We start from the raw sequence: 25528 nt of genomic DNA, 5'->3' as shown, positions 1-25528 counted from the left end.
GTCAGGAGAAAAGATCACCCTTATGAAGAATCTCGCGGGGATGAGCGGCATGTTCCTTCACCACCTTCTCGGCGCCGTCGATTTCCTGCAACATGACGTCGTAGCCCCAGAGATCGGCCAGATGCTGGAGGACCTGCTTCGTCTCGCTGTCCTCAAGAACCCAGTCGTTCGGCGCCCGGTGCTGCAGCAGAAGGCGACGGTCGCCGGCGAGATCGACATCGACGATGTCGATCCTCGGGTCGGTCCAGCCGATATCGTATTCGCGCGCCAGCTGGCGGCGGACGCGTTTGTAGCCCCGCTCGTCGTGGATCGCCGAAACCAATATCCCTTCGCTTATCTGCGGATCGTCGTAGAGCTGGAAAAGGCGCCACTTACGGATCAGGTGCGGGCTCAGGAACTGGCTGATGAAGCTTTCATCGCGATAGTCGGCCCAGATGCCGCGCAGAACCTGCATCGGGTCTCCGCGGCCCGCGATATCCGGGAACCATTCACGGTCCTCATCGGTCGGCTTCGTCACGATCCGCTCGATATCCTGCATCATCGCAAAACCGAGCGCATAGGGGTTGAAGCCGGAGAAGCGCCGGTCGTCATAGGTCGGCTGGAACACGACATTGGTGTGGGATTTCAGGAATTCGAAATAGTTCCCGTCACTGATCTGCCCACGGTCGTGCAGCCTTTCCATGATCTGGTAGTGGACATAGGTCGCGGTCCCCTCGTTCATCACCTTGGTCTGGCGCTGCGGGTGGAAATATTGCGCCACGTGGCGGACGATGCGCAGGATTTCCCTTTGCCACGGCTGCAGCCGGGGTGACGACTTTTCGAGGAAATAGAGCAGGTTGTCCTGCGGCAGGCCGAGCGCCGCACGCCGTCTTTCGAAATCGACGTCGGCCGCATTCCGTTTGCGGCCTGTCGGCACCGTGCGCCAGAGGTCGTTGAACATCTGTTCTTCGTGGGCACGCCGTTCCTGCAGCCGTTTTTCTTCCTGGCGCAGGTCGAGGCGCGTCTTGCCCGCATAACGGTGCACGCCATGCGACATCAGCGCATGGGCCGCATCGAGGGTTCGTTCGACCGCCGTTTCGCCGTAACGTTCTTCGCAGCGGGCGATATAGCCTTTGGCGAAATCGAGGTAGTCGAGAATGCCCTCGGCATCGGTCCACAGCTTGAAGAGATAGTTGTTCTTGAAGAAATGGTTATGGCCGAAGGCCGCATGGGCGATCACCAGGGTCTGCATTGTCGCGGTGTTCTCCTCCATCAGATAGGAGATACAGGGCGACGAGTTGATGACGATCTCATAGGCGAGATCCCGCATGCCGCGGCGGTAGAAGGCCTCATGATGGGCGAAATGTTTGCCGAAGGACCAGTGCCGGTAAAATAGCGGCATTCCCGTCGATGAATAGGCGTCCAGCATCTGCTCGGCGGTGATCACCTCGATCTGGTTCGGGTAGACATCGAGCCCGAGTTCGCCGATCGCGATCTTCTCGCAGGCATCGTGGATGCGCTGCAGGGTGGTGAAATCCCAGTCGGCGCCCTCGAAGAGCAATCGATCCTTCTGCATAGCCGCTTGGGTCATGGCACCGCCTTCGTCTGTGTCGAACGCTTCTGGAAGAGATCGTGGAAGACAGGGAAGATCTCGTTCTTGCGGCAGACCTTGCGCATCGCAAGAGTTGCTGCGCTGGACCGGATGCTCTCATAAAGACGCCAGAGGGGCGAATTGGAGGCCAAGGAATCGCCGCCCTCCTCATCGACTTCGATATAAGCGAAATACTGGCAAAGCGGCAGAATCTCGTGTTTCAGCAGATGGCCGGTCGGAGCTTCGTCCCGGTAGGAATTGTCGCCATCCGAAGCCTGCGCAGCGTAGATATTCCATTCCGTGGGATCGAAGCGTGCGGCGATGATGGTGCGCATCGCCGCAAGCGCGCTCGATACCAGCGTACCGCCGGTTGCCTGGCCGTAGAAGAAGGTCTCCTCATCGACTTCCTCGGCCTTTTCCGTGTGCCGGATGAAGACGATTTCCACCTTCTCGTAACGCTGCGAAAGAAACAGATAGAGCAGCAGGTAGAAGCGCTTGGCCAGATCCTTCATATGCTCCGACATCGATCCGGAGACGTCCATCAGGCAGAACATCACCGCCTTCGCAACCGGCTTCGGTTCGTTGTCGAAACGACGATAACGCACGTCGAGCGGATCGACGTACGGGATGCGCCGGATCCTGTCCGTCAGCGACTTGAGCTCCGCCGTCAGCGCAAGCCGAGTCTCTTCGTCCTCGCTTTCCTCGATCTGGCGTTGCAGCGCCTCGATTTCGGCAGGCTTGGGACGCTTGAGAGCGATGCGCCGCATCATGGCGAGCCGCGTCGTCCGGTCGATGGAGAGATTGGAAGGGGAACCGGAAATGGAGTAGCCGGCTCGAACCGGGCTCATCTCCTCGGTTTCGCTGAGCCGCCGCTTGGCGAGCTCAGGCAGTTCGAGGTCATCCAGAAAGACCGAGAGGAACTCCTCGCGCGTCAGCACGAAGCGGAAGCCGTCTTCACCATCGCCCTGGCCGGCCTCCTTGGGCCTGCCGGCACCCTGGCCCGGGGGGCGGGGAATGATATCGCCTTCGACGAAGGCCCGGTTGCCGGGCAGGACATGGTCCGTGATCCCGCCTTCGGCCCGGCGAAAACTCGGCTCGCCCATGCCGCCGATCGGAAGGCTGACTTCGCCGCCATCCAGTACATCACGGATACTGCGGCTTTGCAGGGATCGCCTGACTGCTTGTTGCACGGCGTCCTTTGCGCGCCGCAGAAACCGCTGCCGATTTTCCAAACTTTTACCGCGCGGGTTCAGCCGCCGGTCGATGATGTGCATGTTGGCTCCTGCATGAGCATTAGGGTCTGTACTCAACTAGGTTTCGGACGCCGCACGACCCAGTATGCCACAATCCTACGTCCTGTCGTCACACACAATGATGGACATCAAATCCACCTTTGTGTGTTTAAGGAACTGAACGGTTTTCTTGCATGGTGCGTTCCAAATCCTAATTGAGTACAGACGCTAACCTGCCTGCTTAACCCGCATGTACCACTCCACCAGACGGCGAACCTGCCTCTCGGTGTAGCCGCGCGCCGTCATGCGCGACACGAACTCGCTGTGTTTCTTTTCTGTTTCGCCGTCCTTCTTCGATCCGAAGGAGATGACCGGCAGAAGATCCTCTACCTGGGAGAACATCCTTTTCTCGATCACCTCCCGAATCTTCTCATAGCTCGCCCAGGACGGGTTCTTGCCGCCGTTATTGGCTCGCGAGCGGAGGCAGAACTTGACGATTTCGTTGCGGAAGTCCTTCGGATTGGCGATACCCGCCGGCTTTTCGATCTTGGTCAGTTCCTGGTTCAGGAGTTCGCGATCGAGAAGCTGCCCGGTGTCCGGATCCTTGAAATCGACGTCCTCGATCCAGGCATCGGCATAATCGACGTAACGATCGAAGAGGTTCTGGCCGTAATCCGAATAGGATTCCAGATAGGCCTTCTGGATCTCGTTGCCGATGAATTCCGCATACCGCGGAGCAAGGTCTGCCTTGATGAACTCGATATACCGTTTCTCGGTTTCCTCCTGAAACTGTTCGCGGCGGATGGCCTGTTCCAGCACGTACATCAGGTGGACCGGGTCCGCGCCGATATCCGTCGTGTCGTGGTTGAAGGTCGAGGCGAGTACCTTGAAGGCAAAACGTGTCGATATTCCGTCCATGCCCTCGTCGACGCCGGCCGCATCCCGATATTCCTGGACACTGCGGGCGCGCGGATCGGTTTCCTTGAGGCTTTCGCCGTCATAGGCGCGCATCTTGGAGAAGAAGGTCGAGTTTTCGTGCTTGCGCAGCCGCGAGAGCACGGAAAACCGGGCCAGCATCTCAAGCGTTGCCGGCGCGCAGGAAGCATCCGCAAGCTCCGAGCCTTCGATCAGCTTCTCATAGATATGCTGTTCTTCGGTCACCCGCAGGCAATAGGGAACCTTGATGACGCAGATGCGGTCGATGAAGGCCTCGTTGTTCTTGTTCGCCTTGAAGCTCTGCCATTCCGCCTCGTTCGAATGGGCAAGGATGATGCCGGAGAAGGGAATGGCGCCGATATTCTCGGTGCCCATGTAATTGCCTTCCTGCGTCGCCGTCAAAAGCGGATGCAGCATCTTGATCGGCGCCTTGAACATCTCGACGAATTCGAGCACGCCCTGGTTGGCCCGGTTGAGCCCGCCGGAATAGCTGTAGGCATCCGAGTCGTTCTGGGAATAGTTTTCGAGCTTGCGGATATCGACCTTGCCGACCAGCGACGAGACGTCCTGGTTGTTCTCGTCGCCCGGCTCGGTCTTGGCGATCCCGATCTGGCGTAGCCGCGAGGGCTGCAGCCTCACCACCCGGAAGCGGGTTATGTCGCCTCCGAATTCATCGAGCCGCTTCAGGCACCACGGGCTCATCAGCCCGCTGAGGCGCCGGGTCGGGACGCCGTACTGCTCGAGCAGCATCGGCCCCATGGCGACCGGGTCAAAGAGATTAAGCGGGCTTTCGAAGACCGGGCTGATTTCGTCGCCGGCCTTGAGCACATAGATCGGATTGGCCTCCATCAGCAGCTTCAGCCGCTCGGCAAGCGAAGACTTGCCGCCGCCGACCGGTCCAAGCAGGTAGAGGATCTGCTTTCGCTCCTCGAGACCCTGCGCCGCGTGCCGGAAGAAGGAAACGATCCTTTCGATCGTCTCTTCCATGCCGAAGAAACCGGTAAAAGCCGGATAGGTCCGGATGGTGCGGTTCATGAAAATCCGGCCGAGCCTGGCATCCTTGGCCGTGTCGACCATCTGCGGCTCGCCGATCGCCGCCAGCAGCCGTTCGGCGGCGTTGGCATAGGCCATCGGATCTTTCTTACAAAGCGCCAGATACTCGGCGACAGACATATCTGTCTCGCGCCGGGCTTCGTAGTTCCTGGTGAAGGCATCGAACAAGGATTCACTCGGCATAGGCATCTCCAGTCAGGGTTGCGCTACTGCTCGACTGCCGCAAAAATAGAAAACGATGCGGCAATCTATTGAGAATCAAGATGTTTCTAACCGTAATACGACACCCGGAGCGTTTTCATGGCAATGCACAAAAATGTGCGTCCACAAAATCAGTGAAGACTTGGCAAACAGCAAGTGAGGGCTTGTCGCACCCGCACGACAGCGTCTGCGCAACGCCTCAGGTCTTTCAGGATATCGCGTCGTTGGCGGTGAAGACAAGCGGTACTTCGCCGTCTATGGATGCTGCCGGCAGGCAGCGACGCGGGCATTTCTCATGGACCAGCAGTTTTTCGATAGAACCTCCGTGGAGGTGGCGCGTGACCTGATCGGCGTCGAGCTCGATGTCTGCGGCGCAGGCGGCGTGATCGTCGAGACCGAAGCCTATGAACCGGACGAGCCGGCCTCCCACAGTTTTCGCGGACCCACGCAGAGGAATGCGGTGATGTTCGGCCCGCCCGGGCATGCGTATGTCTATCGTTCCTACGGCATTCACTGGTGCCTGAATTTCGTCTGCCGGCCCGGCAGCGCCGTGCTGATCAGGGCGCTGCATCCGGTGAGGGGCATCGAGGCGATGGAGAAAAGGCGCGGTCTTGCCGATCCGCTGCTCCTCTGCTCCGGTCCGGGCCGCCTCTGTCAGGCGCTCGGCATCACCATCGAACACAACGGCCTGCCGCTGTTTGCGCCGCCGTTCGAGTTCACTTTGCCGAAAACAACAGCCCTGATCGTCACCGGGCGGCGGATCGGCATCTCCCAGGCCGTCGATCTGCCCTGGCGTTTCGGTCTTTCCGGCTCACTCCATATCAGTAGGAAATTCTCCGGCAAGGGCGGTCTTGCGCCTTGAACCAAAGCTTATCTGTTGCGACTCTCGCCGTCGATGCGCGACGATCTTCCAGGGCGCTTGTCGATATGGGCGAGGAGGGCGGTCTTCGGCGGGTTGGCTGACCTTCAAGCGGCGAATTGAGAAAACCGTAGCCGCCGCGCAATGTTGAAGCGAATACTCCGATAGCGGGTAATGTGCGCCCGGTTGAAGCAAAACAGGCATCCTTGCACCTTCCATTAACCTTCAGGCAAGGAATTAACCATACATATTAGAGACCACGGCGAAATGGGATGACTGCGGTCCCCCACCAGGCATGAAGCCGCAAAGCCGTACCGGTCCAATCCGGTATCCGCTCATGAAAATCCAGCAAAGCCCGTGGTGACCGCGTTGCCCATGCCCGACGGATATTGATCCGGTTTGGCGAGCATCTCCGTTCATTCAGGCGCTGGCGACAGCAGCTCGCATGCCGCCGATCCTCTCCGGGGATTGGCTTGATTAATTTGGGGACGGCTTTGGTGCAGGAAATGCCATCGGATCAGGCGCGGCGTGGCCAGGCAGGCAGCCTGGGCGAGAGACTGGCATTTGCCGGCCTCGACGGCGAACTGCGCGATCTGCTGCGCCGCTGCCGCCCGCAGCTCGACCGGCACTTGAAGACTGGCCTGCGCGACCTTTTTCACCGCTTTCAATCCTTTCCGGAAGCCGCCCGCAATTTCGAGAGCGAGCAGCAGATCGAACGGCTGCACGACCTGCAGGCGTCCCATTGGGGCGTGCTGACCGATGCCCGCTTCGACGCGCTCTATGCCGAGCGGGTGAAGGTTCTCTCCGACGCCGAGAGCCGCATGGGCCTCGATCCGCGCTGGCATGTCGCCGGTCACGCCGTGATGCTCGAACATCTGATCGCCGGCGCGATTGTCGATCTCGCTCCGAAATCGCTGCTGCCGGGCGGCCGCAAGCGTGAGCAGGAATTGCTCGACCTCGTCGGCGCGATTACCCGCCTGGTGATGGTCGATGTCGAGATTGCCGTCTCGCTCCGTTTCAACGAACAGCGCCAGAAGCACCAGCGCGCATTGGCCGAGCAGCGCGAAGCCGATCATGCGCAGGCGATCGAAACCTTCACGGACGTCATCGCGGCCCTTGCCGACCGCGATTTGACGGCCTCTTTGTCGGCCGATGTGCCGGATGTCTATCGCGAGCTCGCCGATCTTCTCAACCAGGCGGTCGCCGGCATGCGCTCCTCGGTCGAGACCGTCGATGGACACGGCCAGAAGGCCGGTGCGCTCACCCAGTCGCTTGCCGAAGGCGCTCGCTCGTTCGCTTCCGCTTCCGAGGAACAGTCGGCTCGCCTCAGGGAGGCGGCACGCGTGCTGCTCGACGTTACCGCCAGGGTCAAGGGAAGCGCTGCCGAGACGGCCGCTGCCGAAAAAGCCGCCGCCGAGACCCGCCGTTCGGTCGAGGCAAGCGGCGAGGTCGTCGGCCGGGCGATCAACGCCATGGCGGACATCGAATCCTCGGCCGAAAAGATCGGCGAGATCATCGGCGTCATCGACGACATCGCGTTTCAGACCAATCTGCTGGCGCTGAACGCCGGCATCGAGGCGGCCCGCGCCGGCGAGACGGGCCGCGGATTTGCGGTCGTCGCCCAGGAAGTGCGCGCGCTTGCCCAGCGCTCCGCCGATGCGGCGCGCGAGATCAAGACGCTCGTCAACGGCACCAAGTCCCAGGTGGATGCGGGTGTCGAGATGGTTCACCGCACCCAGGAGGCGATCGGCGGCATCGTCCGCCAGGTTTCCGATATCAACGACGCGATCGCCGGCATTGCCCGCGACACCGGCGAGCAGGCCGTCGGTCTCGATCGGTTGACCGTCGAGATCGGTTCGGTCAGCGACAACGTCGCCTCGAATGCAAGCCTTGCGTCCCGCGCGGGCGAGGGTGCCGACGAACTCCATACCGTGATCCTGGAACTCGGCCGGACGGTCCGCGAGTTCCGGATCGAGCGACAGAACCGTTATGCGGATGCGCGCCGTCCGGCAGCGCCAAGACCCCAGCCGACTCTCGTCCCGATCGCGCCGACGGCCTCCGAGCGTGCGGATGACGGCGAATATCTCTTTCAGAAACGACAAGGAATAAGCTGATGGCAGCAAAGAAGGCTGGACCTGGAAGTTTGAAGCTGGCCGCGGTGCTGGACCTCAACGAGGCCTCGAACCTGCATGGCAAGCTGGTCTCCATGCGCGGCACCGATCTCAAGATCGATGCGTCGGGTGTCGAGCGGGTCGGTGTCCAGTGCGCCCAGGTTCTGCTCGCCGGCGTCAAGGCTTGGGAAGAAGACAAGAAGTCCCTCCTCGTCGAGAAGGCTTCGGATGCATTTCAGAAGACGATGCAACTCATCGGCATCGATAACCAGAATTTGGTTGCTAAGGAGATCTAGCAATGAAGAAAAAAGTACTGACCGTGGATGACTCACGGACAATCCGGAACATGCTTCTGGTGACCCTGAATAACGCAGGTTTTGAGACAATTCAGGCGGAAGACGGCGTTGAAGGCCTCGAAGTCCTCGAGGGCTGCAATCCGGACGTCATCGTCACGGATATCAACATGCCGCGCCTCGATGGCTTCGGTTTCATCGAAGGCGTTCGCCGCAACGAAAAATTTCGCGCCGTCCCGATCCTCGTCCTGACGACGGAAAGCGATGCCGAGAAGAAGAACCGGGCCCGGCAGGCCGGCGCGACGGGCTGGATCGTCAAGCCTTTCGATCCTGCCAAACTGATTGATGCGATCGAGCGTGTAACCGCCTGAGCCAGGAATTCCCCCGATGGATATGAACGAAATCAAAGAGATCTTCTTTCAGGAATGCGAAGAGCAGCTCGCTGAACTGGAGTCGGGTCTTCTCAAGCTGAACGACGGGGATCGCGACCCCGAAACGGTGAACGCCGTTTTCCGTGCCGTTCATTCCATCAAGGGGGGCGCTGGTGCCTTCGGTCTGGACGACCTGGTTTCCTTTGCCCACGTCTTCGAGACGACGCTCGATTGCGTGCGCTCCAACAAGCTGGAGCCGACGCAGGACGTCCTGAAGGTCATGCTGAAATCGGCCGACGTGCTCGCCGACCTCGTCACTGCATCGCGTGATGGCGGCGGCGTCGACGAATCGAGAAGCCGCAGCCTCGTCAAGGAACTCGAGGCGCTTGCCCATGGCGAGCTGCCGTCTTCCTCCGGTCACGACGCCCCGAAACCGGCCGCAAAAGCTGCTCCCGCCGCGGCTCCTGCGGCGAAAGCCGAGCTTCCCAAGCCGAGCGACGACAGCGGTTTCCAGCCGATCCCCTTCTCGTTCGACGGTTTCGGCGAGGAGGAAGAACCGGCAATCGAAGGTACGCTCTACGAGGTGACCTTCAAGCCGCGCCGCGAACTCTATTCCAAGGGCAACGAGGCGGCGCTCCTGCTGCGCGACCTGTCCCGTCTGGGAGAGATGAGCATCAATTGCGATACGGACGCTCTGCCTGCGCTGGACAAGATGGACCCGGAAGCGTCCTACTTCAGCTGGAAGATCTCGATCCGGACCACCAGGAGCGAAGACGATATCCGCGCCGTGTTCGAATTCGCGGAATGGGATTGCGACCTCGAGGTGAAGTTTGCCGAAGAGGCATCTTCCAACGAGGAACTGCCGATGGTCCCGGTTCCGTTCGATCTTTCGATCCTCGATGACTCCTCGTCCGGGGAAGAAGAGGAAAGGGCCAGCGAACGCGGCGTTTCGGAAGAAACCGTCGCCGCTGCCTTGTCCGCTGCCGAGACCGCGAGCAACGTTTCCAGGGCCGCGCGCGTCGCCGAGAAGAAGGAGTCGGCCGCCGCCACTGCCGCCGCCCAGAACAATGCCGCCGCCGCCGCTGCTGGCGCAGGCCAGACGATCCGCGTCGATCTCGACCGCGTCGACCGCCTCATCAACCTCGTCGGCGAACTCGTCATCAACCAGGCGATGCTCTCCCAGAGCGTTGTCGAGAACGACGCGACCGGTACGTCGGCCGTCAACATGGGCCTCGAAGAGCTGCAGCAGCTCACCCGCGAGATCCAGGACTCGGTCATGGCGATCCGCGCGCAGCCGGTGAAGCCGGTCTTCCAGCGCATGTCGCGTATCGTTCGCGAAGTGGCCGACATGGTCGGCAAGTCGATCCGCCTGGTCACCGAAGGTGAAAACACCGAAGTCGACAAGACGGTCATCGACAAGATCGCCGAGCCGCTGACCCACATGATCCGCAATGCCGTCGACCACGGCATCGAATCGCCCGAAAAGCGCGAAGCCGCCGGCAAGGACCCGGAAGGCACGATCAAGCTGACCGCGAAGCACCGTTCGGGCCGCATCCTGATCGAGCTTGCCGACGATGGCGCTGGCATCAACCGCGAGCGCGTCCGCCAGAAGGCGATCGACAACGACATCATCGCCGCCGACGCCAACCTGTCGGACGACGAAATCGACAACCTGATCTTCATGGCGGGCTTCTCCACCGCCGACAAGATCTCCGACATTTCCGGTCGCGGCGTCGGCATGGACGTGGTCAAGCGGTCGATCCAGGCGCTCGGCGGTCGTATCTCGATCTCGTCGCGGCCGGGCTTCGGCTCGACCTTCACGATGAGCCTGCCGCTGACGCTCGCCGTCCTCGACGGTATGGTGGTCACGGTCGCCGGCCAGACGCTGGTGGTGCCGCTCACCGCGATCGTCGAGACGCTGCAGCCGGAGGCCGCCGCCATCCACTCCTTCGGCGCCAACCAGCGGCTGATCTCGATCCGCAACTCGTTCTGCCCGCTGGTCGACGTGGGTCGGGTCCTCAACTACCGCGCCACCCAGGCCAATCCGGTCGAAGGTGTCGCGCTGCTGGTGGAATCGGAAGGTGGCGGACAGCGTGCTCTGATGGTCGATGCAATCCAGGGCCAGCGCCAGGTCGTCATCAAGTCGCTCGAGGCGAACTACACCCACGTCCCCGGCATCGCCGCAGCCACCATTCTCGGTGATGGCCGCGTCGCACTCATCCTCGATGTCGATGCGGTCGTCGCAGCGTCGCGAGGGCAGTCCATGAAACCTGAAATGTCGTTAGCCGCCACGGGTTGAGTTCATATGTCGTATGCCGTGAAGAATCTGGTCCAGGGAAGCAAGGAGCTGATCGCTTTTCGCATCAGCGATCAGGAATTTTGCGTGAACATCATGTCCGTCCGTGAAATTCGCGGATGGACCCAGGCGACACCGCTGCCGCATGCGCCCGCCTACGTCATGGGTGTCATCAATCTTCGCGGTGCGGTTCTGCCGATCATCGACCTTTCGGCCCGGCTTGGCATGAAGGATGCCGAGCCGACGGCGCGCCATGTGATCATCGTGGCGCAGATGAAGACCAAGGTTGTTGGTCTCCTCGTCGAAGCCGTTTCCGATATCCTTACGATTACCGACGAGAATATCCAGCCAGTACCGGAAGTCTCCTCCGATCTGGAGAGACTATACGCCCGGGGGATTCTCGCCATCGATAAGCGGATGATCTGCATGATCGAGTTGGACGCCCTCTTCCCCGACACGGAAAGCGAAGTTGCATGAAGCCCCTGGGCGCCATTGAAAGCCGACAGTCACCGGATGAGGTCCTCGCAAGCGGAGAATATCCGCTGACGCGTCGTGACCTCACCGACATTTCGGCGATGATCTACTCGGATGCCGGAATCTATCTCAACGATTCCAAGGCCTCTCTCGTTTATTCCCGTCTTTCGAAGCATATCCGGGCTTTGGGGCTGCGCGGGTTCAAGGACTATTGCGTTCTGGTGGCCTCGCCCGAGGGTGCCGCCGCCCGCCGCGAGATGCTGTCGCATCTGACAACCAACTTCACCCGTTTCTTCCGCGAGAACCATCACTTCGAACACCTGCGCGACGAGGTTCTGCCGGGTCTCATCAACCGCGCCAAGAGCGGCGGTCGTGTTCGCATCTGGTCGGCTGCCTGTTCGGACGGACAGGAGCCGTATTCTATCGCGCTGACTGTACTGTCGCTGCTTCCCAATGCGGCCGATCTCGATTTCCGCATCCTGGCGACCGATATTGACCCGAAGATCCTGGCCGCGGCCCGCGCCGGCATCTACGACGAGAACGCGCTAGAAACCATGGCGCCCGCCATGCGCAAGCAGTGGTTCCGGGAAGTCGATGCCGGCGGACGCCGCAGGTTCCAGATCGATGAGCGCGTCAAGAAGCTGATCACCTTCAACGAGCTGAACCTGATGGCGCAATGGCCCTTCAAGGGCAATTTCGACGTCATCTTCTGCCGCAACGTCGTCATCTATTTCGATGAGCCGACGCAGATGAAAATCTGGTCCCGCTTTGCCTCGCTCCTGCCTGAAGGCGGACATCTTTATATCGGCCATTCCGAACGCGTCTCCGGCGATGCGAAAAACCTGTTCGATAACATCGGCATCACGACCTATCGTTATGCCGGCAAGAATGCAGGGAGGAAGGCATGAGCGCTCCAGCACGGGTCCTGGTCGTCGATGATTCCCCGACCATGCGCGGCCTGATTACGGCCATCCTGAACTCCGATCCGGAAGTGAATGTCGTCGGCCAGGCCGGTGACGCGTTGGAAGCGCGCGTCGCGATCAAGCAGCTCAACCCCGATGTCGTTACCCTCGATATCGAAATGCCCAATATGAACGGGCTGGAATTCCTCGAAAAGATCATGCGCCTGCGTCCGATGCCGGTCATCATGGTCTCGGCCATGACCCATCAGGGTGCCAATGCGACGCTGGCCGCTCTCGAGATCGGCGCCTTCGATTGCGTCGGCAAACCGGCTCCCGGCGACGTCCGCCCTTTCATGGATCTTGCTGAAAAGGTGAAGGCTGCTGCCCGGTCGGGGCCACGCCGGAATGGACTGGCGCCGGTCATCACCGCCTCTCCCGCCGCAGAATACCGCGTCGGCAGGAAGGTTGTGGCCATAGGGTCGTCAACCGGAGGCGTTGAAGCTCTCATCGCGGTGCTGCAAAAGTTCCCGCAAAACTGCCCGCCGACCGTAATTACTCAACATATGCCTTCCACGTTTACCAAAAGTTTTGCTGAACGCCTTAATCGTATCTGCGCTCCTGTGGTGCAGGAAGCCACCGACGGCGCGCGGCTGGAGATCGGCAAGATCTACCTCGCGCCCGGTGGCGAACGGCACTTGCAGGTGGTCAATCCGTCGGCGCCATGTTGCCGGCTGATCGAAAAGGAGCCGGTAAACGGTCACAGGCCCTCTGTGGACGTCCTTTTCGACTCGGTCGCTGATCTGGCAGGTCGCAATGCGGTCGGGGTCATCCTGACGGGCATGGGCCGCGACGGAGCTGCAGGTTTGCTCAGAATGCGTAGCGCGGGCGCACGCACGATCGGGCAGAACGAAAAGACGTGTGTGGTCTACGGCATGCCGAGGGTTGCCCATGAAATGGGAGCCGTCGAGCAGCAACTGCCGCTAAGCGCCATTGGAGAAGAAGTGTTGAAGTTAACTGCCGCCCGAAAAGAAGGTACCGAATAAATGTCTATCGCTGAAAAAATCAAAGTTCTGATCGTTGACGATCAGGTCACCAGCCGCCTGCTGCTCAGCGACGCCCTGACACAGCTCGGCTTCAAACAGATCACGTCTGCCGGCGACGGCGAGCAGGGTATGAAGATCATGGCCGAACAGCCACACCATCTCGTCATTTCGGATTTCAACATGCCGAAAATGGACGGGATCGGTTTCCTTCAGGCCGTTCGCGCCAATCCGAACACCAAGAAGGCCGCGTTCATCATCCTGACGGCTCAGGGTGATCGCGCCCTGGTTCAGAAGGCGGCTCAGCTCGGCGCCAACAACGTTCTCGCCAAGCCGTTTACGATCGAAAAGATGAAGGCCGCTATTGAAGCGGTGTTTGGAGCATTGAAATGAATGACGCCGCTGCAGTCAGGCGTGTCCATATCATCCAGGGGGAGTTTAAGGTCCTGAACGACCCGAATGCTGTTCTCTCGACGATTCTGGGCTCATGCGTGGCTGCTTGTCTTCGCGATCCTGTCGCCGGTATCGGCGGCATGAACCACTTCCTGCTTCCGGGATCCGGCGGTTCCATGACCTCGGGCGGTGATGCAACGCGTTATGGCGTGCATCTGATGGAGCTGCTGATCAACGGACTTTTGAAGCAGGGGGCCCGGCGAGACCGGTTGGAAGCGAAGATTTTCGGCGGCGCCAAGACGATTGCCAGCTTTTCGAATGTCGGCGAACAGAATGCCGCATTCGCGATGCAATTTCTAAAGGACGAAGGCATTCCGGTGGTCGGCTCCTCAACGGGCGGGGAACATGGGCGCAAGCTGGAGTTCTGGCCCGTGAGCGGCCGGGCTCGTCAGTATCCGCTGACCGGCGCCGAAACTCAACGGACGGTGGCGATGGAGGAGCGTCCGGTACGCACACCGCCGAAGCCGGTCGAGAGCTCAATCGAGTTCTTTTAAAGAAGTCATTTCTCGGGGCGAAAGAAGCCATGAACGACACCGTCAAGACGCCAATCGCTCCCTTTGAGGAATCTCTTCCAGAAGTCCTGATGCGTCTGGTCTCGGAGCTTCATGACGTCGCATACCTGATCGAACGGGTCGAGCCGCAGCTTCTGGAGCTCGGTGGCGAAACGATCCTGCAGTCGCCGGACAGCTTGAAAGTCTTGCAGGGCATAGACCTTGCCGTCCAGAAGACGCGCGGCCTTGCGGAATTCATCGATACGATCACCGGCGGCATTCCGAACGAATGGATGGTCGATGTCTCGACCGCCCTCAACCTCGTCAAACTCGCCGACATGCAGAAGGCGCTCGCCAACGGCATGCGCCACGGCCATTCCCAGCCTTTGAGTAAGGCAGCCGGCGATTTCGATTTTTTCTGATCGCCAGCCCTGACATGCATGCTCCGGCCATGACGGCCCGCGCGCTCGCCAGCCTCACGATCCCATCCACAGTCGCCAAAACCATGCGCCCGCGAAACGCTCGCACAAGCTTCGCTTCCTAAGGTGCGATTGAGCATAGGCTCGAATACCTAGTTGGCGATGTGGGAACAGAATGAATCTGTTGGCTCAATTTTCACAAGTCTTTAAAAATCTGGCCGGTTTAGGCCAGACGCGACTTATTGCTTTAGGCGCTGTCGGCGTCGTTTCAATTGCGATCGTCATTGCTGCGGCCCTCTTCGTTAACAAGCCGGCCTACGAGACGCTCTATGTCGGCCTGGATACGGCCGACCTCAACCAGGTAAGCATCGCGCTGGCCGAGGCCAACATGTCCTTCCAGATCGGTACGGACGGTTCGAGCCTTCAGGTTCCTGCCGGCTCGACGAGCAAGGCGCGGCTTCTGCTGGCCGAGCGGGGCCTGCCGAACAGCACCAACGCCGGTTACGAGCTCTTCGACAACGTTGGTTCGCTCGGCCTGACCTCCTTCATGCAGGAAGTCACCCGCGTTCGCGCCCTTGAAGGCGAGATCGGCCGGTCGATCCAGCAGATCAACGGCGTCAATGCCGCCCGCGTTCATATCGTCATGCCGGATGTCGGCAACTTCCGTAGGGGTGAGCAGAAACCGACGGCATCGGTGATGATCCGGGCCAGTTCGACGACGGGGCGCAAGGCTGCCTCGTCCATTCGCCACCTTGTCGCCTCCGCAGTCCCCGGCCTCGACGTGGACGACGTGACCATTCTGGATTCCGCCGGTCAGTTGCTCGCATCCGGCGACGAATACGGCGGCAGCGAAATGAACAAGTCGCTGAGCATCGTCCAGAACGTTCAGCAGGAAATCGAAAACAATATCGACAAGGCGCTGGCGCCTTTCCTCGGCATGGACAATTTCCGCTCCAGCGTCACGGCGGCCCTGAACACGGACAGCCAGCAGATCAACGAGACGGTGTTCGATCCGAACTCCCGCGTCGAACGCTCGGTCCGCACCACCAAGGAAGCGTCGAAATCGCAGCAGACCCAGGACGACAACGCCACTACCGTCGAGCAGAACGTGCCGCAGGCCGCTCCGCCTCCAGGTGGGGCGAATGGTCCGAAATCGTCTGATCAGTCCGACAAGAAGGAAGAGCAGACCAACTACGAAATCAACCAGAAGACCGTTGCCACGACGCGCAACAGCTACCAGATCGAGAAGGTTTCGGTCGCAGTCGTCGTCAACAAGGGTCGGATTGCCAAAATGGTCGGCGAGCCGGCCGACCAGGCCAAGGTCGATGCCTATCTCGCCGAGATGCAGAAGATCGTGGCATCCGCAGCCGGCATCAATGCCAACCGCGGCGACATAGTCACGTTGACTGCCATGGACTTCCTGGAAAACCAACTGCTCAGCGAAGCCTCCAGCGGCCCGGGCGTGATGGACATGCTCAGCCGGAATGTCGCAGGCATCATCAACTCGCTCGCCTTCGTCCTGGTTGCTTTCCTGGTGGTCTGGCTCGGTCTTCGCCCGCTCATCCGCACCGTCAGCGGTACCAGCGTCGCCGGCGAAGCAGCGGACGGTGCAGGTCTCGAACTTCCGGACTTCTCGCCGACGACCGGCAGCCCGGCACTCATGGACGGTTTCGGCTCCGACTTCGGTTTCGACAGCTCGAACGACATGCTGGGCGGTGGCGACGACGAAGGCTTCAACCGCCGCGTCAAGGAAGGGCCCGAAAAACGCCTGGCCCGTATGGTCGAAATCTCCGAAGAGCGCGCCGCCAAGATTCTCCGCAAGTGGGCACTCGAAAAGGCAGCCTGACAGGATATCACGAAAATATGATCGCTATGGGCCGGACCTTGTCCGGCCCATTTCTTTTCAGCCCCGCCGCACACTTGGCTCATTTATCTATATGGCGAATCAACATGAATATGGCGCAACTGGGGAAATCCGGTGTCGAGGCGATGGTAATTCGTAAAGCGTCTCCTACAATGGCCTTGATTCGTACAATCACTTCCAGAGGTCCCAAAGAGGTGGAACTGCTGAAACTCCCGGTGTCTACGACGAGGGAAAGCGGCTACCGCCAATATTCTTGATGTATTTGCTTAATCCGGGATCGTTTCGGCGCTGGAGGGGTTGTATGGAAATCGCAACATGCCGCGATGCGGGCATTCATGATGAATGCACCACGTGGCGGGGAGCAGGTACCGAATGGAGTTGTCGGGGGTAGAAATGATGACGGAGGGGCGCTCCTATGCGGAGTCTGCCGGCTCCAGAGGACTCTCGCGTGAGCAATTGGTTCGCCGTCTTTCGGTTTTGGCGGGCTCCAACAACATTCAGGCGGTCATGCGCCTGCTCGCGGATTACGTCGGTGCTTCTCATTTTCTGCTGGCCCGCTACGACCTCATCCAGGAACAGGGCCTCGATTTCATCGTTACCTCCAACTGGCCCTTTGATCTCGTACGGCGCTTGGGCTCGGAGCTCGCAAGCGGTTACGCGCGTTCCACCGAACTGGAAAAATGCCTCTCGCTGCTGACTCCCAGCTTTGCCTTGTTGCCTGACGACATCGTGCCGCCGGATGACATCAGCCGGCAGTACTGCGCGCTGACCTTTTGCGTCGGGAGGACGCGGTTTTCGCTGATGCTGCTTTTCCTGGACGGCATCATCCTGTCGCAGGAACGATTGAGGGAGGTGGGCCTGTTCGCAGCCTACGGCGCCAGCTTTGGAGAGAATACCGACGCCAGGACGGAGCGTGATTTCGAACTGACGGAACGCGAGCTGGAATGTCTCTTCTGGATTGCGGAGGGCAAAACCAGTGACGAGATCGCCGTAATCCTCGGCATATCCCGCAATACGATCAACAACTACATTACCAGCGTGATGCGCAAGACGGCAACCAAGACTCGCTCCGAGGCAATTGCCTACGCGGTTCGCAACAACTTAGTTTAGGAAAATAATTTCAATGGGTTATTCGCGCAGCGGCACGGCAGACGGACCTGGAAGCATCCAGTATCTGCGCCTCCAGCGCGCATCGAGCAGGTCGGACATCTTTCCGAAACTTGTCGCCATGCAGAAGAACCTGAAGGCGCGGAATTTTGCGGTTTTCCGGATTGCCGGCGCCGGGCTGCCCAACAAGCGCAAGCTGGTATGCGAGCTCGAAAACTGGGGAGCCGGCGCGCTCGAGAGCAGCAACCAGCTCATCGGTGTTTATGGCGAGGCGCTGCTGGACCATATCGAAACGTCGCTTCTGCCGCTGATCTGGAACGGATCGGAGAATACAAGCTTTGCCGATGCGGGGGAATTTTCGCCATTGACGCATCGCCTGGATTCCGGCGTCGTTCCCTTTTCGGGGATCGCCTTTCCCGTGCGCCTCGGCGCCCTCGGCAACGGCTACGTCGCCTTCTTCGGGACATCGATGGATTTGGTGAGCGATGTCATCATCGACCAGCATGTCAGGAGCTGCCAGGTGGTCATGGACCTGCTGGCGCTTGACGAACGCCGCAGCGTCCCGGCGGAATCGCTGAGCGAACGCGAGATTGCCTGCCTTCAACTGGCCGGCGACGGCCGCATCAGCGAGGAGATTGCCGAAAAGCTCGGGCTCTCTGTCCACACCGTCAACGCCTATCTCGGCTCGGCGACCATCAAGCTAGATTCGGTCAACCGCATCCAGGCGATCGCCAAGGCGATTAGGCTCGGTTACATCCACTGATCCGTTCAGAGAAAGAAGACCGTCTTTTCGCCTTGGGGCCGGGCGGGCTCACATCTGCGAGTTGCTGGTCTTCACAAACTTGGCTTCCTGGAGGCTTTTTGCCAGGAAGGCGGTGTTGTCGTGAGGATCCTCGAAGGGAGCCTGGAATGCAATGTGGTCGATCTCGAGGGCTGCCAGCTGGTCGGCAAGCGTCAGGCGCGCATAGACCGAAACGCCGCGCGGTTTGATTTCGAGGTCGAGGACGACTTCCGGCTTGCCGTTCCATTCGAGCTTGTAGTCGCCGCCGGCGCCGAAACTGACGGTCCCCGGATGAAAATAGAGCTCGGCTGCTGAAGACACGAGATCGGCAAGGCTGCTGTGGCACTCTAGACGTAGAAGTGAGATGAGATCACCGGCATCGAGCAGGCGAAGTTCCGAAGCCACCGGGCTGATTGCTTGTGCAACGATTTCTTCCCGTTCGGTGGAGTAGGTGCATTTCTTCATGACGCTCAGCGTGTCCGTTTTTTGAGCGACCGGGAAGCGTAGACCCGGTGCACGAGTTCTGCCACAGCCTTGTAGAAGACTGGCGGAATGACACTATCCGCCGAGACTTGCGCAAACATGGAGCGCGCCAGGGGCGGATCTTCGAAAATGGGGATGTCGTTTTGCTCGGCGATTTCGCGAATCTTGAGGGCAATCAGGTCCTGGCCCTTGGCGACGACGACCGGTGCGTCGTTCTCCTCGCGCACGTAACGCAGCGCTACTGCAAAGTGAGTCGGGTTGGCGATCACGAGCGTGGCGCGGGGCACGTTGTTGATCATCCGCCGGCGGGCACGGTCGCGGGCGACCGATTTCTGGCGCTGCTTGACGATCGGGTCGCCCTGCGCCTGCTTGTATTCGTCCTTGACCTCCTGCTTGGTCATCTTGAGTTCGTTGTACCAGTGATAGCGCGTCCACAGGACGTCGACCACGGCAAGTATCCCCGCCGACAGGACGACAACGACCACCATTCGGCGGATGATTGTGTCCAGTTTTACGAGGATGACCTGCGGATCGGAGAACATCGCGTCCAGGGAAGAAAGATATTCGCCGCGCAAGGCGAAATACATGATCACCGCCACGATCAGGATCTTGAAGATCGACTTTCCGAATTCGACAAAACCCGGAACACTGTAAATCCGCCCGAAACCTTTGGCGGGTGAAACGCGGGAAATCTGCGGCCGCACACGCTCGAGGACCAGCGACGGCATGTTCTGCGCGAACGACGAGCCAAGCCCGAAAATGATGAAGAGCAGCATCACCGGAACGAGGAACGCCGCGATCGCCCAGCCGAGATGGACGCTCAGCGAGACGACGTCCGTCGAATTTTCGAGCCGCCACTGGTCCGGCTGTTCGAAAAGGTCCTTCAGCGTCTCGGCCATTTTTGCGATGTTCGAGGGCAGGAAGAAGACGAGAAAGACATAGAATGCCAGCATGGAGGCGAAAAGCGGCACCTCTCGGGAGACCGGGACGTTACCCTTGTCTGCCGCTTCCGACATTCGTTTGGCGGTCGGGTTTTCTGTTTTACTGTCTTTATCGTCGTCGGACACGGCTTTGAACCAATCGGTCTTCCGGTTGCGAGGACGTGGCTCAAACGAATCGGCCGCCGCCGCCCGCGATGTTACCGCATCGCCTGCTAGCCGCTAATCGAGTCAACAAAAAGACTGTGGGTGGCGAGAAAATAACGGCGAAAGACGGGCTGAAACGAAAACGGAGCGAGATGTCTCCCGCTCCGCTTCCTTCGTGGCGCCTCAATAGGCAGTTCAGGCGGCTTCGGCCGGCTTGTCGCTTTCCTTCTTTTCTTCCTTGAGCATGATCTGGCCCGAATTGGCGAGCCGGATCGCCTCCTGGGCGATCGCGCGGCGGGCGATCGCCACTTCGCGCGGATTGAGGTTCATGTTCTGGACCGCGAGATCGCTTTCGATCATGCGGCGTTGGCGCGGGCTGATCGCCGCGAGAACACATTCCTTGATCTCGTTGGTCGCACCGCGCAGCGCCATTGTGAGAATGTCCCCTGCGACGTCGTTGAGCAGCATGACGCGGCTGCGTTGCGGCATGTAGAGCAGGTCTTCGAAGAGGAAGATCTTCGGGCGAACCTTGTTGACGGAGTCTTTGCTGATCGTTTCGAGCGACGAGAGCAGGGTATCGACCTGGCTCTTGTCGAGCTCGTTCATCAGCTCGGCAACCTTGTTCGAGCCGCTCGAGTTGCGTTCGGCTTCGATTGCCGCGATCAGTTCCATCACCCGGTTCTCGATGATCTGCGCAGCCTTGGGGCTGACCTCCTTCATGTTGACGGCGCGGTTCATGATATCGGCGCGGCGGCTGTCGGGAAGCTGGAGAAGGACCTTGGCGCCGAAGATCGACGGCATCTGTGAAAGAATGTAGGCGACCGTCTGAGGGTGTTCGCGCGACAGGAATTTGCCCACGAATGCCGGATCGGCATCCTGCAGGCGGTCCCAGATATTGGCCTGGTAGTCGTCGAACGCGGCCCGGCGGCCGAGCAGTCCGTCGACTTCCTCCGGCGTCAGGCCCGCTTCGAGGATGCCCTCGATCGCTGCGGCATTGTCCATGAGGCCCGTGCCCTCGGTGAACAGGTCCTCAAACTCGTTGACGAGCTCGAGGAGTTCGTCCGGGGGGATGGCGCGCAGGCTCTGGGCACAGGCGATGATATTCTGCAGCTCGGCCTGCGTGAAATACTTGAGAAGCTTGCCAGCGACGCCCTTGCCCATAGCCAAGAGCACTGCCGCGGCCTTTTCGGCCTTGGACAACGGTTTCGTAGAGAGGGCGCTGCCACCGAAATCCTCAAAGTCCATCATGGTCTTCCTTCTCTGTCCCAAACAGGGATCAGGTTCTTCTCGTGCTCAGTACTTCCGTCAGTCGCACACCGAAACGCGTATCGTCATTTTCCAGCACGGTGATTTCGCCCTTGCCGATGCGGCGTCCGTTGACCACGATTTCAACCGGCTCGCCGATCTTCTTGTCGAGTGCGATCGTCGCACCCTCCTCGAGGGTCATCAGGCCCGACACCTGCATGCGGCTCGTGCCGAGCACGATCTCGACGTCGATCGGGATATCCATGATCAGGTCGAGATTGGCGTTGAGCGCGCTGCCCGGTTCCTGGTAGGCGGCGCTGCTGGATGTCGAGCTGCCGAAATCGTTGCCGCCGAAGTTTTTTGCGCCGCCAAGGCCCGAGGCACCGCCACCGAAGCCACCGCCGCCGAATGTATCGGCCGGTGCTTCGAAACCGCCGCCGAAGGACGGAGCGTCGGCCGAAAAATCGGAGGTTGCGGACGAACCGAAATCGGCATCGAAATCAGGCGCGCCGCCGTCGGCATCCGTCTTCAAGACGCCGCGCAAATCGTCGATGGCCTGATCCAGATCGGCATCATTGCCGAGCGGCATCAGCGAGTCGTCGTCAGTGAGAGGTGTCTTCTTCGTAGCCATGCGGTGATTATTCCTGTTGAAACTTGCGTCAGCCTGCCTTGGCGAAAAAAACCGATGGCGGGCTGGCCGCGGGTCTAGCCTATCAGGTGTTGGAGAATCTCGTCGTCCGTGCTGATGTTATCCTTTACGCGGACTGTATATCGCTCGCCGGACCGCCCGAATTCGCACGAATACATATCCCGGCCGTTTGCACTGACCTGAACCTGGACATCGCGCTTGTCCTGGAAGGCGATCACGTCGCCGGCTGCGAGCCGCGAGATCGTACCGAGCGTCAGCTTCTGCAGGCGGATGCGGGCCTCGAGGGTGACGTGCGAGCGGCGGACCTGGTCGTTCATGCGGTCCGTCCATTCCTGCTTGGCTTTCGAAGCCTGGGCCTTCGCCTTCGGCGCGGTGACCTTGGTCTTCAGGAAAGCACGTTGAGGGATGACGAGAGCGAATTCGGAGGTCACCGAGCCGAGCTCGAACGCCATGCGGATGGAGACGCCGAATTCCGGGCGCGACAGATCGTCCGGCTTTGGGCGGTCTTCGGCGTTGTGAGGCCGTTCAAGGCTTGCTTCGAAGCCTCCCTGAGCGTTGACACCCGATCGCAGCACATCGGCAATCCGCTCGAAGACCATCACGGCGAGGTCGAGTTCGATATCCGAAAGCGGGCGTTCGATCGGCTGTGCGATCGTCTCGAGCGCGGAGCCCAGCATTAGCTCCATGAGCGCAATCACGAAACTGTTGCCGCAACCGAGCACGAAGTTCGGCGACCAGTTGCGCAGGGATCCATCGGAAAGGGCAAACCCATCGCCGAGATCGGCAATGAGATCGGTCATCAGGCCGGACGTGCAGCTCACATAGGAGACGCCGATCCGGATGCCGGTTTCGCTGTGGAAGACGTCCGGCAGGAATTCCGCATAGAGCTGTGCGAATTCGCTGCTGATCTTCTCGACGGTTTTCTTGTCGCCGAGGCCTCCGGTCAGTTTTGCCAGGAGCGCCAGGTCCATGCCCGGCGCCGGTGATTGGTTTGCTTGGTTCGACGTCATCATGCCGCCTTTTCTCCACCAGGATTCATCATTTCCTGCTCGACTGAGTCGATCGAGGGCCGTTCTTTGTTGGAAATCGTCTTACGTCCGTATTCGAGCGCGACCTGCGGCACGGAGCCGTTCATGTAGGCAAGCAGGGTCTGCTTGACGATGATGTACAGGCGATGCTGCTTGGTGCGGACGATCTTGATCTGCGAGGTCAGCGGGTTGCAGACCGAATAGGATAGGAAGATGCCGAGCATGGTGCCGACGAGAGCCGCACCGATGAGGCCGCCGAGAACTTCCGGCGATTCGTTGATCTTGCCCATCGCCTTGATAACCCCGAGAACGGCGGCGACGATGCCGATGGCCGGAAAGGAATCTCCCATCGCGGTGATCGCGTGATAGGGCTTCATCTTGTCGGCGAACATGGTGCTGATTTCTTCGTCCATCAGCGCCTCGATTTCGTGAGAGCGGGCATTGCCGATGATGATAAGGCGCACGTAGTCGCAGATGAAGGCCGTCAGTTCCTTGTTCTTCAGGACCGTCGGAGCGGTCTGGAAGATCGGCGATTCCTCCGGATTGTCGATATGCGCTTCGATTTCGTTGCGCGACTTGGTTCTGAGGTCGCGCATCAGCGAATAAAGCACGCCGAGAACGTCGAGATAGTTGCGCTCTTTCGGCACCGCGTTCTTGAACGCCTCTCCGAGCGCCTTGCCGCTATCCTTCACCACCTTCATCGGGTTGGCCATGATGAAGCCACCGAGGCCGGCGCCGCCGATGATCATCAGCTCGAAGGGCTGGATGAGGACATCGATATGGCCCCCCATGGCCATGAAGCCGCCGAGAATACAGCCAACGGTGATGACAAAGCCGATAATAATATTCATCGCGTACCTGTGCCCGATCGTTTTCGTTTGTCTTGGGGATAAGGCGTCTGGCTTGCGTGAGGCTGGCTGTGGAGACGCCAATGAAAGCAGGTCCGGAACAGCTTCGCACAAGTCTTCGAGCCTAGTTCTGCCGACGATCGGACCGGATTGCCCGCTCCGCAGCGACGTCCGCCGCTTCCGCGGACTTAGGTAGAGCTACCGTGATCACGACCTATACCAGCTACGCAATGATCAGCCGTGACATGTCGAAGTCGCTGCAACGCGTCGCCGAAAAGCCGGAAGTTGCGCGCGAGAGCGAATATTATCTCTCCAAGATCGGCAGCATCAAAACCATCGACGACTTCATGGCCGATACGCGCATCTATAACTACGCGCTGAAGGCTCACGGTCTCGAGGACATGGCTTATGCCAAGGCATTCATCCGCAAGGTCCTGAAGGAGGGCACCGACAACAAGGCGGATTTCGCCAACCAGCTCTCGGACAGCCGTTATGCGCAGCTCGCCGAATCCCTGAATTTTGCCGCCTTCGGCTCCACCGCCACCTCCTTCGACAAGGCCCAGAAGGGCGTCGTCGACAAGTTCCAGCGCCAGACGCTGGAAGAGGATGCGGGCGTCGACAACATGGGCGTCCGGCTGGCGCTCTATTTCGAGCGCACTGCCCCGACGATCAAATCCGGCATGGAAGTTCTTGCCGACGACGCGCTTTCGGAGGTCATGCGCACCGCGCTTGGCATGTCGGCCGAGATGATCGGCGCCGACCTCGACCGCCAGGCCAAATACATCGAAGACACGGTCAAGATCGCGGATTTCCAGGACCCGGCCAAGGTCAACAAGTTTCTCGAGCGGTTCACGGCCATGTGGGAGATCAGCAATCCCACCGAGAGCTACGATCCGCTCGCCGTCTTCAATTCCCCATCCTCGAGCGGAATTTCCACGGATCTCCTGATCTCGATCAATAACCTGAAACTCGGAGGCAAATGATATGCAGTCCGGACTTTACGTCGGCATCTCTTCCCAGATCGCGCTCGAGCGCCGCTTGAACACGATCGCCGACAATATGGCCAACATGAACACCGTCGGCTTCCGTTCCACGGAGGTCAAGTTCGACGAGGTCCTGAGCAAGACCCAGAACGATATCGGTGCAAAGGTCGCGTTCGTCACCCAGGGCAACGACTATCTGTCGACCCGGACCGGCGAAATGCAACGCACCGGCAACCCTCTCGACTTCGCGATCAAGGGCAATGCCTGGTTCGCCATCGACACACCCGCCGGCCAGGTGCTGACCCGCGACGGCCGTTTCACGATGGACGAACTCGGCCAGCTCCGTTCGATCCGCGGTTATGCGGTTCTCGATGCCGGTGGCGCGCCGATCCAGCTCAACCGCGACGGCGGCCCTCCGACTGTCGGCTCCGACGGTATCATCCGGCAGAACGAACAGCCCGTCGCCAGTCTCGGTCTGTTCACGGCCGACGTCACGAAGGGCTTCGTCCGCCACGACAACTCCGGTGTCATCACCGTCGATACCCCGCAGCCGGTGCTCGAGGGCATCGAGAATTCCGTCGTTCAGGGCTACCTCGAAGGGGCGAACGTCAACGGCATCCGCGAAATGACCCAGCTGATCCAGGTCAACCGCGCTTTCGAAAGCATCTCGTCGCTGATGCGCGATAGCGAGACCTCGCTGGACGATGCGATCAAGACACTCGGCGGCTCCAACGCCTAAACGATAGGAAAGAGG

General features: G+C 60.0%; 25 protein-coding genes. 16 read left to right on the top strand and 9 right to left on the bottom strand.

The annotated features are described in order from the left end of the window. Nucleotide 1 precedes the first annotated feature (1 nt). The 3 genes from ABCW43_RS08605 to ABCW43_RS08595 form a co-directional block, all read right to left on the bottom strand. Nucleotides 2-1570: a SpoVR family protein gene (locus tag ABCW43_RS08605; protein WP_345923047.1), complete on the bottom strand. Its 1569-nt coding sequence runs from the start codon at nucleotides 1568-1570 to the stop codon at nucleotides 2-4. After that, nucleotides 1567-2844, bottom strand: coding sequence for a YeaH/YhbH family protein (locus ABCW43_RS08600; protein ID WP_345923045.1), 1278 nt, complete (start codon nucleotides 2842-2844; stop codon nucleotides 1567-1569). Before ABCW43_RS08600 ends, ABCW43_RS08605 begins: the two co-directional genes overlap by 4 nt. 186 nt (nucleotides 2845-3030) lie before the next feature. Next, nucleotides 3031-4974, bottom strand: coding sequence for a PrkA family serine protein kinase (locus ABCW43_RS08595; protein WP_345923043.1), 1944 nt, complete (start codon nucleotides 4972-4974; stop codon nucleotides 3031-3033). A gap of 313 nt (nucleotides 4975-5287) precedes the next feature. Here ABCW43_RS08595 and ABCW43_RS08590 point away from each other — a divergent pair, with 313 nt between their 5' ends. From ABCW43_RS08590 to visR, 14 genes are all read left to right on the top strand, one after another. Beyond that, nucleotides 5288-5854 carry a DNA-3-methyladenine glycosylase gene (locus ABCW43_RS08590; RefSeq protein ID WP_345923041.1) on the top strand — a complete coding sequence of 189 codons (567 nt, stop codon included), beginning with the start codon at nucleotides 5288-5290 and terminating at the stop codon, nucleotides 5852-5854. Between the two features lie 503 nt (nucleotides 5855-6357). Further along, on the top strand, nucleotides 6358-7965 hold the full coding sequence (locus ABCW43_RS08585; protein ID WP_345923039.1) for a globin-coupled sensor protein: 1608 nt from the start codon (nucleotides 6358-6360) through the stop codon (nucleotides 7963-7965). Continuing rightward, nucleotides 7965-8258 (top strand): STAS domain-containing protein, encoded by a 294-nt coding sequence (locus ABCW43_RS08580; protein ID WP_345923037.1) that lies wholly within the window; start codon nucleotides 7965-7967, stop codon nucleotides 8256-8258. The genes ABCW43_RS08585 and ABCW43_RS08580 overlap by 1 nt, the downstream gene beginning before the upstream one ends. A 2-nt stretch (nucleotides 8259-8260) precedes the next feature. Continuing rightward, on the top strand, nucleotides 8261-8626 hold the full coding sequence (gene cheY1, locus ABCW43_RS08575) for a chemotaxis response regulator CheY1 (RefSeq protein ID WP_037087114.1): 366 nt from the start codon (nucleotides 8261-8263) through the stop codon (nucleotides 8624-8626). Between the two features lie 16 nt (nucleotides 8627-8642). Then, nucleotides 8643-10925: a chemotaxis protein CheA gene (locus tag ABCW43_RS08570; protein ID WP_345923034.1), complete on the top strand. Its 2283-nt coding sequence runs from the start codon at nucleotides 8643-8645 to the stop codon at nucleotides 10923-10925. A 6-nt stretch (nucleotides 10926-10931) separates the two neighbouring features. After that, nucleotides 10932-11399, top strand: a complete 468-nt coding sequence (locus tag ABCW43_RS08565) for a chemotaxis protein CheW (protein WP_345923032.1) — start codon at nucleotides 10932-10934, stop codon at nucleotides 11397-11399. After that, nucleotides 11396-12304, top strand: coding sequence for a protein-glutamate O-methyltransferase CheR (gene cheR, locus ABCW43_RS08560; protein WP_345923030.1), 909 nt, complete (start codon nucleotides 11396-11398; stop codon nucleotides 12302-12304). The genes ABCW43_RS08565 and cheR overlap by 4 nt, the downstream gene beginning before the upstream one ends. Beyond that, nucleotides 12301-13341, top strand: a complete 1041-nt coding sequence (gene cheB / locus ABCW43_RS08555) for a protein-glutamate O-methylesterase CheB (protein WP_345923028.1) — start codon at nucleotides 12301-12303, stop codon at nucleotides 13339-13341. The genes cheR and cheB overlap by 4 nt, the downstream gene beginning before the upstream one ends. After that, complete coding sequence (locus tag ABCW43_RS08550; RefSeq protein ID WP_046630657.1) at nucleotides 13342-13731, top strand: response regulator; 390 nt, start codon at nucleotides 13342-13344, stop codon at nucleotides 13729-13731. Next, entirely contained in the window at nucleotides 13728-14285 is a 558-nt protein-coding gene (gene cheD, locus ABCW43_RS08545; protein ID WP_046603224.1) for a chemoreceptor glutamine deamidase CheD, read from the top strand. The genes ABCW43_RS08550 and cheD overlap by 4 nt, the downstream gene beginning before the upstream one ends. Nucleotides 14286-14314: 29 nt before the next feature. After that, the gene (cheT, locus tag ABCW43_RS08540) at nucleotides 14315-14704 is read left to right on the top strand and encodes a chemotaxis protein CheT (RefSeq protein WP_345923024.1); all 390 of its coding nucleotides are present in this window, start codon (nucleotides 14315-14317) and stop codon (nucleotides 14702-14704) included. 172 nt (nucleotides 14705-14876) lie between these two features. After that, nucleotides 14877-16547, top strand: a complete 1671-nt coding sequence (gene fliF / locus ABCW43_RS08535; protein ID WP_345923022.1) for a flagellar basal-body MS-ring/collar protein FliF — start codon at nucleotides 14877-14879, stop codon at nucleotides 16545-16547. 411 nt (nucleotides 16548-16958) lie between these two features. Next, on the top strand, nucleotides 16959-17675 hold the full coding sequence (gene visN / locus ABCW43_RS08530) for a transcriptional regulator VisN (RefSeq protein WP_345923020.1): 717 nt from the start codon (nucleotides 16959-16961) through the stop codon (nucleotides 17673-17675). A gap of 13 nt (nucleotides 17676-17688) precedes the next feature. Continuing rightward, nucleotides 17689-18435, top strand: a complete 747-nt coding sequence (gene visR, locus ABCW43_RS08525; RefSeq protein WP_046603227.1) for a transcriptional regulator VisR — start codon at nucleotides 17689-17691, stop codon at nucleotides 18433-18435. 48 nt (nucleotides 18436-18483) lie between these two features. Here the strand turns inward: visR and ABCW43_RS08520 are convergent, their stop codons facing one another. From ABCW43_RS08520 to motA, 6 genes are all read right to left on the bottom strand, one after another. Beyond that, nucleotides 18484-18918 carry a BspJ family T4SS effector nucleomodulin gene (locus ABCW43_RS08520; RefSeq protein ID WP_345923017.1) on the bottom strand — a complete coding sequence of 145 codons (435 nt, stop codon included), beginning with the start codon at nucleotides 18916-18918 and terminating at the stop codon, nucleotides 18484-18486. Nucleotides 18919-18923: 5 nt separating this feature from the next. Further along, entirely contained in the window at nucleotides 18924-20003 is a 1080-nt protein-coding gene (flhB, locus tag ABCW43_RS08515) for a flagellar biosynthesis protein FlhB (RefSeq protein WP_345923015.1), read from the bottom strand. A 213-nt stretch (nucleotides 20004-20216) separates the two neighbouring features. Then, nucleotides 20217-21269: a flagellar motor switch protein FliG gene (fliG, locus tag ABCW43_RS08510; protein WP_345923013.1), complete on the bottom strand. Its 1053-nt coding sequence runs from the start codon at nucleotides 21267-21269 to the stop codon at nucleotides 20217-20219. Nucleotides 21270-21297: 28 nt separating this feature from the next. Further along, nucleotides 21298-21897, bottom strand: coding sequence for a flagellar motor switch protein FliN (fliN, locus tag ABCW43_RS08505; RefSeq protein ID WP_345923010.1), 600 nt, complete (start codon nucleotides 21895-21897; stop codon nucleotides 21298-21300). Nucleotides 21898-21971: 74 nt separating this feature from the next. After that, complete coding sequence (locus ABCW43_RS08500) at nucleotides 21972-22925, bottom strand: FliM/FliN family flagellar motor switch protein (protein WP_345923413.1); 954 nt, start codon at nucleotides 22923-22925, stop codon at nucleotides 21972-21974. Next, nucleotides 22925-23794, bottom strand: coding sequence for a flagellar motor stator protein MotA (motA, locus tag ABCW43_RS08495; protein WP_345923008.1), 870 nt, complete (start codon nucleotides 23792-23794; stop codon nucleotides 22925-22927). The genes ABCW43_RS08500 and motA overlap by 1 nt, the downstream gene beginning before the upstream one ends. Before the next feature lie 200 nt (nucleotides 23795-23994). On the opposite strand from motA, the gene ABCW43_RS08490 reads away from it, so the two are divergent. After that, on the top strand, nucleotides 23995-24774 hold the full coding sequence (locus tag ABCW43_RS08490; RefSeq protein WP_345923006.1) for a DUF1217 domain-containing protein: 780 nt from the start codon (nucleotides 23995-23997) through the stop codon (nucleotides 24772-24774). Between the two features lies 1 nt (nucleotide 24775). Continuing rightward, nucleotides 24776-25513 carry a flagellar basal-body rod protein FlgF gene (gene flgF, locus ABCW43_RS08485; RefSeq protein WP_037087090.1) on the top strand — a complete coding sequence of 246 codons (738 nt, stop codon included), beginning with the start codon at nucleotides 24776-24778 and terminating at the stop codon, nucleotides 25511-25513. Nucleotides 25514-25528 lie beyond the last annotated feature (15 nt).

Source organism: Neorhizobium tunisiense, from assembly GCF_039631515.1.
Taxonomy (GTDB): domain Bacteria; phylum Pseudomonadota; class Alphaproteobacteria; order Rhizobiales; family Rhizobiaceae; genus Neorhizobium.
This window is presented reverse-complemented; position numbering and strand designations above follow the sequence as displayed.